Origin of the sequence: Ralstonia flatus (assembly GCF_958439105.1) — a bacterium.
GTDB classification, from domain to species: domain Bacteria; phylum Pseudomonadota; class Gammaproteobacteria; order Burkholderiales; family Burkholderiaceae; genus Ralstonia; species Ralstonia flatus.
Genome location: NZ_CAUDLI010000004.1, coordinates 16035 through 28933 on the forward strand (window position 1 = coordinate 16035; position 12899 = coordinate 28933).

The 12899-nt window shown below is 65.1% G+C and carries 12 protein-coding genes; 8 read left to right on the forward strand and 4 right to left on the reverse strand.

The genetic code is table 11. The features are described from left to right. Nucleotides 1-36: 36 nt before the first annotated feature. The gene (gene xylF / locus R2676_RS10290; protein ID WP_004632537.1) at nucleotides 37-1047 is read right to left on the reverse strand and encodes a D-xylose ABC transporter substrate-binding protein; all 1011 of its coding nucleotides are present in this window, start codon (nucleotides 1045-1047) and stop codon (nucleotides 37-39) included. Nucleotides 1048-1078: 31 nt separating this feature from the next. Next, nucleotides 1079-2434: a carbohydrate porin gene (locus tag R2676_RS10295; protein ID WP_027679690.1), complete on the reverse strand. Its 1356-nt coding sequence runs from the start codon at nucleotides 2432-2434 to the stop codon at nucleotides 1079-1081. A 297-nt stretch (nucleotides 2435-2731) separates the two neighbouring features. On the opposite strand from R2676_RS10295, the gene cynS reads away from it, so the two are divergent. Then, nucleotides 2732-3175, forward strand: coding sequence for a cyanase (gene cynS / locus R2676_RS10300; protein WP_027679691.1), 444 nt, complete (start codon nucleotides 2732-2734; stop codon nucleotides 3173-3175). 4 nt (nucleotides 3176-3179) lie between these two features. Here cynS and R2676_RS10305 read toward each other — a convergent pair whose 3' ends face one another. Further along, nucleotides 3180-4034, reverse strand: coding sequence for a FadR/GntR family transcriptional regulator (locus R2676_RS10305; protein WP_206274524.1), 855 nt, complete (start codon nucleotides 4032-4034; stop codon nucleotides 3180-3182). A gap of 355 nt (nucleotides 4035-4389) precedes the next feature. Here R2676_RS10305 and R2676_RS10310 point away from each other — a divergent pair, with 355 nt between their 5' ends. The 7 genes from R2676_RS10310 (at nucleotide 4390) to R2676_RS10340 (ending at nucleotide 11739) form a co-directional block, all read left to right on the forward strand. Then, nucleotides 4390-5589: an ABC transporter substrate-binding protein gene (locus R2676_RS10310; RefSeq protein ID WP_206274525.1), complete on the forward strand. Its 1200-nt coding sequence runs from the start codon at nucleotides 4390-4392 to the stop codon at nucleotides 5587-5589. Nucleotides 5590-5673: 84 nt separating this feature from the next. Beyond that, entirely contained in the window at nucleotides 5674-6531 is an 858-nt protein-coding gene (locus tag R2676_RS10315) for a branched-chain amino acid ABC transporter permease (protein ID WP_206274526.1), read from the forward strand. Continuing rightward, on the forward strand, nucleotides 6531-7499 hold the full coding sequence (locus R2676_RS10320) for a branched-chain amino acid ABC transporter permease (protein ID WP_206274849.1): 969 nt from the start codon (nucleotides 6531-6533) through the stop codon (nucleotides 7497-7499). The genes R2676_RS10315 and R2676_RS10320 overlap by 1 nt, the downstream gene beginning before the upstream one ends. After that, complete coding sequence (locus R2676_RS10325; protein ID WP_206274527.1) at nucleotides 7496-8266, forward strand: ABC transporter ATP-binding protein; 771 nt, start codon at nucleotides 7496-7498, stop codon at nucleotides 8264-8266. Before R2676_RS10320 ends, R2676_RS10325 begins: the two co-directional genes overlap by 4 nt. Beyond that, nucleotides 8263-8979, forward strand: a complete 717-nt coding sequence (locus R2676_RS10330) for an ABC transporter ATP-binding protein (protein WP_206274528.1) — start codon at nucleotides 8263-8265, stop codon at nucleotides 8977-8979. The genes R2676_RS10325 and R2676_RS10330 overlap by 4 nt, the downstream gene beginning before the upstream one ends. Before the next feature lie 11 nt (nucleotides 8980-8990). After that, entirely contained in the window at nucleotides 8991-10244 is a 1254-nt protein-coding gene (locus R2676_RS10335) for a Zn-dependent hydrolase (RefSeq protein WP_206274529.1), read from the forward strand. Nucleotides 10245-10263: 19 nt separating this feature from the next. Beyond that, nucleotides 10264-11739 carry a M81 family metallopeptidase gene (locus R2676_RS10340; protein ID WP_206274530.1) on the forward strand — a complete coding sequence of 492 codons (1476 nt, stop codon included), beginning with the start codon at nucleotides 10264-10266 and terminating at the stop codon, nucleotides 11737-11739. Here R2676_RS10340 and R2676_RS10345 read toward each other — a convergent pair. Next, complete coding sequence (locus R2676_RS10345; protein ID WP_206274531.1) at nucleotides 11670-12869, reverse strand: cupin domain-containing protein; 1200 nt, start codon at nucleotides 12867-12869, stop codon at nucleotides 11670-11672. The genes R2676_RS10340 and R2676_RS10345 overlap by 70 nt on opposite strands. Nucleotides 12870-12899: the final 30 nt, after the last annotated feature.

Here is a 12899-nt window from a genome sequence, read left to right on the forward strand (position 1 = left end):
CTCCTACTGACTACCACTGACCACTGCATCGGCGGCTTACTTGCCGAAGATCTGCTGATGCGTATAGAAGCCATCCTTGACGACGGTGCTGTCCAGGTTGTCCTTGGTCAGCAGCGTCGGGGTCAGCAGCACGGTGTCGACATCCTTCTTGCCGTTGTTCAGCTTGGTGTTGAACTTCGGCGCCGTGCCCTTCACGAGGTCGACGGCCATCTCGGCGGCGGTGGCGGCGATCTGCTTGATCGGCTTGTACACCGTCATGGCCTGCGTGCCTTCTGCCACGCGCTTCACGGCGGCCAAGTCAGCGTCCTGGCCCGACACCGGCACCTTGCCCGCCAGCTTCTGGCGTGCCAGCGCCTGGATCGCGCCGCCGGCCGTGCCGTCGTTGGAGGCGACGATGCCCTGGATGTTGTTGTTGTTCGCGGTCAGCGCGTTCTCAACAATGTTCTGCGCCTTGGAGGGGTCCCACTCCGGCGTCCACTGCTCGCCGACGATCTTGATGTCGCCCTTGTCGACGTACGGCTTGAGCACCTTCATCTGGCCTTCGCGCAGCAGGCGTGCGTTGTTGTCGGTGGCGGCGCCGCCCAGCAGGAAGTAATTGCCCTTCGGTGCGAGCTTGACCACGCCCTGCGCCTGCAGCTCCCCGACCTTCACGTTGTCGAAGGTCACGTAGCCGTCGATGTCGGCGTTCAGGATCAGGCGGTCATACGACACCACCTTGATGCCTTTCTTCTTGGCGCTGGCAATGGCGTTGCCCAGCACCTTGGAGTTGAAGGGCACGATCACGAGCACGTCGACGTTCTGGGCGATCAGGTTTTCGATCTGGGCGATCTGCTTGGCTTCGTTGGCGTTGGCCGACTGCACGTTGACGGTCGCGCCCAGCTTCTTGGCCGATTCGACGAAGTAATCGCGGTCGTGCGTCCAGCGCTCCACGCGCAGGTCGTCGATCGAGAAACCGATGACCGGCGCTTCCTTGCTGGCATGGGCCGAGGTGGCGGCGAAGGTCAGGACCGCCGCAGCGGCGAGCGTGTTCAGTACGCGGGAAATCATAAAAGGTCTCCTATTGTGCGCAAATGCGTTCTTAGAACGTGACGCCGGTCTTCAGGCCGACGACGAAGGCATTCTTGTTTTGCGAAGTGCCGCCCGGATGAAGGATGTACTGCAGATTAGGACGGAAGTACACAGACTTCACCGGCGACCAGCTGTAATACAGCTCGCTCACGTATTCGTAGCCGTCACCCACCACGGTATTGGCGCCGGTGCGGGCATTTGTCTGTCGGACAAAGTCGGCATAGCGGCCGTTATTGTGCGTGGCACCCACGGCAAAGCCGACGGTGTCGGACAGGCGATCGAACGGTCCCTTGTACTGCACGCCCACCGAGATCTGGTGATCGGTCTGCGCCGTGTTGCGATCGGCCTGCGAGAAGTTCAGGAACACCGTGGCGCCGCGTCCGTCGGGCGCCCCCGTGATCTGCTGCTGCAGGTTCAGGTAGACGCCGTACTGGCCGTTGCGTTGCTTGGCGTCCAGGCCGGTGATGCCGCGCGCGTTGCCGTTCACGTCTTCGTACAGGTCTTTGCCGTTCGAGGTGTTGTACCAGACGCCTGCGCGGTACGTGCCCGGGCGGCCCTCGATGGTGGGCATCCAGCCGAATTCCAGCGGAATCAGCGCGCCGGTGGTGCCGCCGGGGTTGTTCAGCTTCCAGCCGTTGCGGCGGGCCCAGCCGTCATCCACGTAGTTCGGGTTGACCTGGTACACGCCGATCTGCGCATAGGTTTCGGCCGAGGTGTGCACCTTGGCGCGTGCGCCCCACTGGCTGGTCGGCCAGTTCACCCAGTAGCCGCCCACCAGGTTGCCCGGTTGCGAGCCGCAGAACGTCAGGTTCTGGAAATCGCACGAGAACGAGAAGAAGTCTTCACCCACCGTCACGCGGCCTGCCTTGATTTCCAGGCGGTCGTTGAGCAGCTTCTGGTTCAGCCAGAACTGCGTCAGGTGCCAGGTCTGGCCGCGGCCATAGACTTCCTGGATCAGCATGTTGTTGCCGATGTTCGCGTCGCTGCCCAGGTTGCGGCCGTTGCGGTCGGTGACGGTGGCCTGGAACGTGGCGCCCTGCCAGCCGACCAGTTTCTGCAGGTCCAGCGCCGTACCGATGACCCATTGATCGGTGTAGCGCGTGAGATGTTCGGTACCGCCGCTGAAGTTGTGCGCAACTTCGCTGCCGTAGCCGAGGTTGAAGGTCACGCCCTGTTCGGCCAGACGGGTTCGCAGGCCACCCCAGTCGCCGGTCAGATACGGGCTGGTGGTGATGTCATACGCGTGGGCGCTGCCTGCGCCCAGCGCGAGTACGGCGGCTGCAATGGCCGACGCGCCGACGCGTTGACCAAAGCGCGTGTTGCGGGATTGACGACGTGCGGCCGGACGTGCGGCTTCAAGCTCCATGGACTGTCTCCTGATATTGGACCGGCTGCCATGCATGACAGCGGTGTCAGCGTTCTCTTCGGAATCGTGTGGCGTGCCGACGGACGCAAGAATGGCCACAATTGACAGCGCTGTCAATCTCGGGGTTTGCCCTAGTTCGAGGCTTTCCGCAACGCGTTGAAACGGTTGCCGGACGGATGTTGCGATGCGGAAATTTTTACATCGGGCGCAAGCGTCGCCGCAGGCGCGGCGTTGCATGCATGGCATCGACCTTGCTCATGCTGCGCGCCGTTTCCTCAACCCACCGGAGGTGCCGATATGCAACGCGAAGATGTGACGGAAATGATCGTCCTGCAGAAGATCAAGAAGCAGTTGAGCTGGGCGCAGTTGGCCGAGGTGATCGGCCACAGCAAGGAGTGGAGCACTGCTGCGTTGCTCGGTCAGATGACGTTGACCGAAGCACAGGCCAAGGCCGTGGGCGCGGCATTGGATTTGTCGGAAGAGGCCGTCGCGCTGCTGCAGGTGCCGCCGTACAAAGGCTCGCTGCCGACGGCCGTGCCGACGGATCCGCTGATCTACCGCTTCTATGAACTCATCAGCGTGTACGGCACGACATTCAAGGCGCTGATCCACGAAGAGTTTGGCGACGGCATCATGAGCGCCATCGACTTCAACATGGATCTCCAGCGCGAGCCCGACCCCAAGGGCGATCGCGTGCGCATCGTCATGAGCGGCAAGTTCCTGCCCTACAAGACTTACTGAACCATCACGCGCGGTCTTCGCTGTGGTTGTGGTCGCTGTCGTCGTGATCGTCGATCAACGGCCGATGGCGGCGCGGCATCTCTGAGTCGAGCACGAGGCGGCCGTGCACGCGGCCCTTCATGCGCGTGACGTGATGCGTGCAGTCATCCATGTGCGTACTCATGAGTGCACGCACGGTGTCGGCGTCGCGCGCGCGGGCCGCATCCAGAATCTGCCGGTGGAACTTCACGTTGGAGGCGCCGAACTTCGCGTGGTCCTTCGGCGAGGTTTCGTTGCCGAACACCACAAGCTGCCGAATCATCTCGTTGATCAGCTCGCAGCAGAACCGCAGCATCGGGTTGGGATTGGCAGCGGCCAGGATGTCGTGAAAGCTCAGGTCTTCCTGGCGCTGGTCCAGCGGCGCCGCGGCCTTGGTCGACGCTGGGTCGCACAGGTCGATGGTGTGCTCGAGCGCGCGGAAATCGTCTTCGGTCAGATGCGGCACCGCACCCGCGGCCAGTTCAGGTTCAAGCAGACACCGCACGGTGTAGACGTCTGCAATGCCGATGTCTTTGAAGAACAGATAGTTCTGCATGAGCTGGAACGTGCGGTCCAACGGCACCTCGACGATGGTGCCGCCGCCGGCGGGCCCCGTGCTCACACTCACCAGCCCCTGCACCTCCAACGACTTGAGCGCTTCGCGGATGGTGCCCTTGCTGACCCCGAAGGTCTCCTGCAGCTTGACCTCCTGCGGGAGCTTGTCGCCGGGCTTGAGGTTGCGCTGCGTGATCAGCCGCTTGAGTTCTTCGGCAACGAGGTCGGCGCGCTTTTGCTTGCGGATGCCGATCGACGCCGTCTTGCCTGCTCCGAGTGTGGCCATGGATGTCCGTTCCTTGTAGCGCGCATTCTAACTGCGGGCCCGCGTCGTGCCGACTGGCCGGCGTGGTGCATGTGTGCCCCGCAATCGTGCGTGCGCACCGGTTTCCCACATCGTCGTGCGGGGCGGCCGTGTCGCACACCTTGGAGTAAACACCGACGCCTTTGCCGTTGACGCATCGCCGATGCGGCTTCTATGATGATTTCGCCTATTTATCATAACAAATATAAAAAACTGGTCTGGTTCTTGCTCGGCGTGATGGTCGGCGAAAACCTCGCCGGTCAAGGCTAGGAGGAAGCTGCCGCCGGTGGTGGCTCCGAGCGCTGTTCTGTATTCACACGAACTTGAGGAGTGCGCTTTGAATCGTCGAGATTTGCTCAAACTGGCGGCGCTGTCCGCCGTGCCCGCGTCGCTGCTGCAGGCCCGTTCTGCGTGGGCTGCCGACGCCATCGAACTGGGCTGTCCGGTGCCGATGTCCGGCCCGTTTGCCGCCAACGGCAAATTCGCCGACCTCGGCATGAAGCTGGCCGTGGAGCAATACGGCAAGGTGTTGGGGCGCCCGTTGGCGTACAGCGTGCTCGACACCGAAGGCAAGCCGGCGACGGCCGTGCGCAAGGTCCAGGAACTCGCGCAGCAGAAGAACGCGCGCTACTTCGCGGGCGGCATCCTGTCGTCCGAGTCGCTGGCGATGGGCAAGGAGGCGGAGAAGTTCGGCGGGGTGTTCATCACGACTGCGGGTGCCGATGAAATTACCGGCAAGGACTGCAACCGTGCGACCTTCCGCTGGTCGGTGCCCACATACGGCGCCATCGAGCGCACCGTGCGCCCGCTGATCGAATCGATGCCCAAGGCCAAGCGCTGGTACACCATCACGCCGCAATACGTGTTTGGCGACGGGTTGCTGTCGGCGGCCAAGAGCATCTTCAAGGAAAGGGGTATCGAGCATGTGGGCAACAGCTATCACGCGCTCACCGAGAAGGAATTCAGCGGCTACCTGACCAACGCGATGGCCGCCAAGCCCGACGTGCTACTGATCCTGAACTTCGGCTCGCAATCGTCCGACACGCTGCGCCAGGCGGTGAGCTTCGGCATGAAGAAGAACACGACGATCCTGGTGGCGTGGGCGTCTGGCCTGGAGCAGTTCGAATCGCTCGGCGCCGACCTGTGCGACGGCGTGTACTTCGGCGCGCAGTACTGGCACGACGTCGATACGCCTGCCAACCGCGATCTGGTCAAGCGCACGCAGGCGGCGTTCAAGACCAACCCGAACTACAGCCTGGCCGGCTCGTACACCTGCACCAAGATCCTGCTCGACGCGATGGCCAGGGCCGGCAGCGCCGATCCGAAGGCCGTGATTGCCGCGCTGCAGGGCATGAAGTACGACGGCCTGACGGGCCCCGAAGAAATTCGCGCGGCCGACCACCAGGTGCTCAAGAACTACTACCTGCTCAAGGGCAAGCCCAAGAACCGCATGAAGGACAAGGACGACTTCGCCGAAGTGGTCGCCGTCGGCAAGGCCTTCCTGCCGGTCGAACAGACGCAGTGCAAGCTGGCCTGAGGGTCTGATCTGCGGCACGCCCGGCTGGCTTCAGTTGTTGAAGCACGGGCGCTTGTCTTCCTGAGTGCCATTTCGGTCAACGCAATGAACGTCTACCTGCTCCAGGTCGTCAACGGCGTGGGGATCGGCATGCTCTACTTCCTGCTGGCGGTGGGGCTGTCGATCATCTTCGGGCTGTTGCGCTTCGTCAATTTCGCCCACGGCGCGTTTTATGCGCTGGGCGCGTATCTCTGCTTCCAGGCCCTGCAGATGGGCATGGATTTCTGGCTGGCGCTCGTGCTTGCGCCCATTGTCATCGGCGCGCTGGCGTGGGTGACGGAGAAAATGCTGCTGCGCCACGTCTACGCGCAGGCGCACGAATTCCACATCCTCGTCACCGTGGGTCTGGCCCTGGTCGTGCAGGAACTCATCATCGTGGCGTGGGGGCCGCTGGGCGTCGATGTACCGGCGCCCGATGCCTTGCAGGGCGTGGTGATGTGGGGCGATTTCGTCTACCCGAAATACCGCCTGTTCGTCATCGGTTTTACAGCCGTGCTGGCGCTCGCGCTGTGGTGGCTGCTGGAGGGCACGCGCCTGGGCAGCGCGGTGCGCGCGGGCAGTGAATCGACCGAGATGGTCTCGCTGCTCGGCATCAACGTGTTCCGCCTGTTCAGCTTGATGTTTGCACTGGGCGCGGCGACGTCGGCGGTGGCCGGTGTGCTGGCGGCGCCCATTCGCGGCGCGGAACCCTTCATGGGCGTAGAGGCCCTCGGCGTCGCCTTCGTGGTTGTGGTGGTGGGCGGCATGGGCAGCTTTGCGGGGGCGCTGGTCGGCGGCCTGCTGGTCGGCATCGTGCAGAGCCTGATGAGCACGCTGTGGCCCGAGGGCGCACGGCTGATGATCTACGTGGCGATGGCGGCCGTGCTGCTGCTGCGCCCGCACGGCCTGCTGGGGAGGGGATGATGCAAGCCGCATTCCATGGAATTTCGCGTCATCGCTTCTGGTGGCTGGCGCTGGGCGTGACGTTGCTCCTGCCGCTGGTGCTCAGGTCCGGCACGTTGGCCACCGAAGTGCTCGTCTACGCGATGGCCGTGATGGCCTGCAACGTGCTGCTCGGCTACACGGGGCTGCTGTCGTTCGGGCAAGGCATCTTCTTCGGGCTCGGCGGCTATGCCGCAGGCATCGGCCTCACACAACTGGCGCTGCCGACGCCGGTGGCACTTGTCCTGGCCGTGGTGGTGGGCGCGGTCGTGGCGGCGGTGGTCGGCTGGTTTGCCATCCGCCAGCGCGGCACGTACTTCGTCATGCTGACGCTGGCTTTCTCCCAGATGTTCTATTTCCTGGCCTACACCACGCCGTCGCTCACAGGCGGAGACAACGGCCTGCTAGACATTCCGCGTCCGGCGTTTGCGGCGTCGCCGTGGGCGTTCTACGCGTTTGTCGCAGCGCTGTTCCTCGTCGTGTTTTTCGTCGTGCAGCGGGTGACGGAATCGGTGTTTGGCCGCACGCTGCTGGCCATTCGCGACAACGAAGAACGTGCGCTCGCCGTCGGCTACAACGTGCGCGCCTTCAAGCTGCTCGCGTTTGTCATCTCCGGTGCGGTGACGGGGCTGGCGGGCGCCCTGCACGCCATGCTCACGGGCATCGCGCCGCTGGCCAATATCGACTACCACGTCAGCGAGATGATTCTGGTGATGACCGTCATCGGCGGCACGGGCAACGTGTTTGCCTCGGTGTTGGGCGCAGCGTTCTATGTGTTGCTGTCGGACTGGCTCTCGAGCCTGTGGCCGCGCTGGCTGATGCTGCTGGGCTTCCTGTTGATTGCGGTGAGCCTGTTCATGCAGCGCGGGCTGTTCGGGCTCGGGCAGAAGCTGTGGCAGCGCGTGCGCGCGCCGCGTCACGCACCGGCGGTGCAGGAGGAACGCGCATGACCACCACGCCCATCCTCCAGGCCACCGGCATCGTCAAGCAGTACGGCAAGTTCACCGCACTGGGCGGCGTCGATCTGCGCGTGATGCCCGGCACGGTCCACTCCGTCATCGGGCCCAATGGCGCGGGCAAGACCACGCTGTTCCACATGCTCACGGGCACGCGCATGATCACCAGCGGCACCATCGTCTTCGATGGCCACGACGTGACGCATGAAGCCGACTACCAGCGCGTGCAGCGCGGCATCGCACGTTCGTTCCAGGTGACGAGCCTGTTCCCGAGCCTGTCCGTGCGCGAGAACCTGCGCCTGGCCGCACTCGGCACCACGCCGCGTCGCGCCATGCACGGCTGGCGCCTGCCGCAGGGCGATCTGGCTTGCACCGATACGGTCGACCGCGTGCTCGATCGGCTTGAGTTGCCGCGCCTGGCCGACACGCCAGCCGCCGCGCTTTCGCACGGCCAGCAGCGGCGGCTGGAAGTCGGCATGGCGCTGGCCGCCAACCCGCGCGCGATCTTTCTCGACGAGCCGACCTCCGGCATGGGCGTGGACGACCTGCCCGCCATGAAGGCGCTCATCCGCGGCCTGGCGCAGGACCACACGGTCGTGCTGATCGAACACAACATGGACATCGTGATGGACATCTCCGACACGATCACCGTCATGCAGCAGGGCAAGGTGCTCATGGAGGGCACGCCCGACGCCGTGCGGTCGGACCCGCGCGTGCGCGCCGCGTATCTCGGCAACATGATCACGGGAGGCAAGAAATGAAGACGACGGCGATTCTCGACGTTGCAGACCTCCACGGCTATTACGGCAAGAGCCACGTGCTGCAGGGCGTGGCGCTCACGGTGGGCGAGGGCGAACTCGTGACGCTGCTCGGCCGCAATGGCGCCGGAAAGTCGACCACCCTGAAGACGATTGCCGGCGTGGTGACGCCGCGCGGCGGGCAGGTGCGTTTTCGCGGCAAGGACATCGCTGGGCAGCCGCCGCATCGCATTGCCGCGCAGGGCCTGTGCCTGGTGCCGGAGCATCGCGGCATCTTCAAGCTGCTGACGGTGGAGGAAAACCTGAAGCTCGGCGCGCGGCGGGATTCTCCGTGGCAGCTGGCCGACATCTATCGCATCTTCCCGCGCCTGCATGAGCGGCGGCGCAACGGCGGCGCCAACCTCTCCGGCGGCGAGCAGCAGATGCTCGCCATCGGGCGCGCGCTGATGAACCACCCGCGCCTGCTGATGCTCGACGAACCGGTCGAAGGTCTGGCGCCCGTCATCGTGGAAGAAATCGTCGCGCAGCTGAAGGTCATCAAGCAGGCGGGCGTGTCCATCCTGCTCGTCGAACAGAACCTCGAAGTCTGCACGCAGCTCGCCGATCGCCACGTGATCATCGAACAGGGCCGCGTGGTCTACACCGGCACCAACGAAGCCTTCCGCGCCGACGACGCCATCAAGGACCGCTACCTTGGCGTCGGCCTGGCCGCTTAAACGTACACATCATGACGACCACCCAACTCGATACCACTTTGCGCATCAACGGGGCGCGCCTGTGGGACACGCTCATGCAGCAGGCGCGCATCGGCGCCACGCCCAAGGGCGGCGTGCGCCGCCTCGCGTTGACCGATCTCGACCGGCAAGGCCGCGACTTTTTCGTCGCCCAGGCCGAAGCCGCGGGCTGCACCGTGCGTGTGGACGCCATCGGCAACCTCTTCGCGCGCCGGCCAGGGCGCAACAACGCGCTGCCGCCCGTCATGACCGGCAGCCATATCGACACGCAGCCGACGGGCGGCAAGTTCGACGGCAACTACGGCGTGTTCGCGGGCATCGAGGTGGTGCGCGCGCTCAACGATGCGGGCATCGAAACGGAAGCGCCCATCGAAGTGGCCGTGTGGACCAACGAAGAAGGCTCGCGCTTCGTGCCGGTGATGATGGGCTCCGGCGCGTTCATCGGCGAGTTTGCGCTGGACGCCGTGCTGGCCGCGCAGGACCGCGACGGCGTGGCCGTGGGCGAGGCGCTGCGCAGTATCGGCTACGCGGGGAGTGAGCCTGTCGGCGGCCGAGCCGTCGGTGCCTACTTCGAAGCGCATATCGAACAGGGGCCGGTGCTGGAGGCGCACGCCACGACCATCGGCGTGGTGACGGGCGCGCTCGGCCAGCGCTGGTACGACGTGGTCTTGACCGGCATGGAAGCGCACGCCGGCCCCACGCCGATGGAGCTGCGCCGCGATGCGTTGCTGCCCGCCGCAGAACTCGTCGGCATTGCCAACCGCATCGCGCTCGAGCGCCCGCCGCATGCGCGCGCCACGGTGGGCTGCCTGAGCGTGCATCCGGATTCGCGCAACGTGATTCCGGGCCAGGTATCGATGACGATCGATTTTCGCGCGGCCGACGACGCGGTGTTGTCCGACATGGATGCGGCACTGCATGACGCAGTGGCGGAGTTGCGCACACGCAGCGGCATCGACATCGCATTGCGCCAGGTCGTCTACTTCCCGCCGCAGCCGTTTGACGCCACGCTGGTGAACGCGGTGCGCAGCGGCGCGCGGCAGTTGGGGTTGTCGGAGATGGACGTGATCAGCGGCGCAGGCCATGACGCGGTCTATCTGGCGCGCGTGGCCCCCACCGCGATGATCTTCGTGCCGTGCAAGGACGGCATCAGCCACAACGAGATCGAAGACGCCCGCCCCGAACATCTGGAAGCCGGGGCCAACGTGCTGCTGCACGCGATGCTGCAGGCCGCTGGCCGCGTTTGACACAACCCCCCGACCGCCCATGCGCATCCTGATCGCCCGCTTCAATCACGAGACGAATACGTTCTCGCCGGTGCCGACGCCGCTGGCATCGTTCCATCCACACTACGGCGCCGACGCGTACCGCGCCGCCAAGGGCACGCGCACGGCGGCCGGTGCGTTCATCGATCTGGCGGAGGCGGCAGGCGCGGAAATCGTCGTGCCCGTCGTGGCCGGAGCGAACCCCAGCGGACGCGTCGCTGCCGAGGCGTACACCACGTTGTGCGACGCCATCGTCGCGGCGGCGCCGGGGTGCGATGCGCTGTTGCTCGACCTGCACGGCGCGATGGTCGCGGAGAACAGCGACGATGGCGAAGGCGACCTGCTCGAACGCCTGCGTGCGGTGGTGCCCGATGTGCCGATTGCCGTCGCGCTCGACTTGCACGGCAATCTCACGCAGAAGTTCATCGACTTGGCCGACATCGCCGTCAGTTTCAAGACGTATCCGCACGTCGACATGTACGAAACCGGCGAGCACGCCGGCCGCCTGCTGTTCGACAAGCTGGCCGGCCGCGCGAACCCCGTGCTCGCGTGGCGCCGCCTGCCGATGGTCACGCACACCCTACGCAGCCGCACCGACGAAGGCGCGATGCACCGCGCCGTGGCGCTCGCCAAACAGGCCGAGAACGACGGCATGCTGGCCGTGTCGGTCCTCGCCGGATTCGGGCTGGCCGACATTGCCGCGCCGTGCCTTTCCGTCGTGGTGGTCGGCAACGGCGACAAACATGCCGCCGACGCTGCAGCGCAACGCATTGCCGATGCCATCTGGGCTGATCGCGAAGGGTTCGTCTACCGCTCTGAACCGTTGACCGAATCGATCTCGCGTGCGGCCAAGTTGGCCGATGCCCCGGGCAGCGGCCCCGTGCTGCTGCTCGACCACGGCGACAACTGCATGTCGGGCGGCACGTGCGACGACATGCACGTCCTGCATGAAGCGTTGCGGCAAGGCTTGAGTGGCATCGCTGTCGGGCCGGTGTGCGACCCGGAAGCCGTCGCGGCGATGATCGAGGCGGGCGAGGGTGCCACGGTCACGCTGCCGGTGGGCGACAAGGTGCCGCTCGTGCAGCTCGGCATCTACCCGGTGCCGCGCGCGCTGACGGGCAAGGTTGTCGCTATCAGCGACGGCGAATACACCATCACGGGGCCGACCTATACGGGCCAGCGCATCCGCATGGGCCGCACGGCGCTGCTCGACATCGGCGCGGCGCAGATCGTCGTCACGGAGACGCCGCAGGAGCATTGGGACCTCGGCATCTTCACGCACATCGGCGTGGACCCGCATGCCGCGCGCTTCGTGCTGTTGAAGTCGCGCATGTATTGCCGGCCCGTGTTCGTGCCCATTGCCAAGGCCGTGGTGGAGTGCGACGGCGGCGGCGTGACGAGTTCCGACTACACCCGCTTTCCGTTTGCCACGCTCAAGCGGCCCGTGTTCCCGTTGGATGCCGCGACGGTTTCGTAGAGATACCCGACCGGCTTACCTTCGGTCCGTTGCGGGCGCGTCTCCGTCCTGTTGATGATCCGGCCCGCCAGGCCGTCGATCTCGTCGCATTGCGCGCGCGTCCAGCTGCGCAGCTTTTCGATGTTGCTCAGCAGGCCGAGGCGGAGGATCTGCGTGTCTTCGCCCATGCCGACGAGCCTGACCGAATGCTGGCCTGCCGTCACCACGTCGCCGGCGGCCAGCTCGAGCATGTTGCCCGCGCCGTCCTTGAATTCGGCCGTGCCGCGAATGACGCGGTAAACGACCACCTCGCCTTTCGAGAAGGACGCCGCGTCCACTGCCCCTGCCTGGCTCTTGGGGAGGCTCGACTGGCCGCGCGGGTCGGTGGCAATGATGTGTCCCGTCACAAGCTGGCCGCTGGGTGCTTCGATGCCGGTGTCGCGCACGTAGACCGGTCCGGGCGATTGGATGGAGCCGCCGGCAAGCGGCTTGTACAGCGCATGCAACTCCAGCGGGTCTTGCACCCAGAAATCTGCACCGGGCGGCCGGTCATGTGCTGGATGACTCCAGGCGATGCGCGGCGTCTCGGCTTCGTCGATCAGCGCAGACGGCACAATCGTCGGGTTGGGAAACGTTGTCGGATCGGTGATGAACGCTTCGAGAAACTTGCCCGAGCAGCCCATGGAAAGTGCGTCGGGCACCACGGTTTGCGGCGTGCTCAGGTTGTCTTCGGTCGACAGGCCCGACCACGTGTAGAAAAGCTGCCGATGCACGATCGCGCTTTGCAGTATCACCGAACCGGGGCCGACGTAATGCAGCCGGCCATCGTAGTCGAACGTAAATACGCCCGAGGTGACCAGCACAAACTGAAACGCGCCCGGCGGCAGATGCAGATGGAAATCGGTCGGGCCGGTGTCTTCCAGATAGATCGGCCGGTTGGTGGCGACCTCATGCAGCAAGAAGGCTTCGTTGTTGGCGGCAAAGCCTTCGTCGGCGCGGCTGTACAGCGCCTGTGGGCGATAGGTCGCTTCGTACTTGGCATCCTGGCGGCGATCGACCGCAACGAAGTCGCCTGTATTGAGCCGGATGGGATTGCCGTCCGGATGCAACAGGCTCGAAGCGCGTTGGAACTCCGTGGTGTGAGTGTTCATCGCAACCCTCCGTGAATCGATCAACATCGA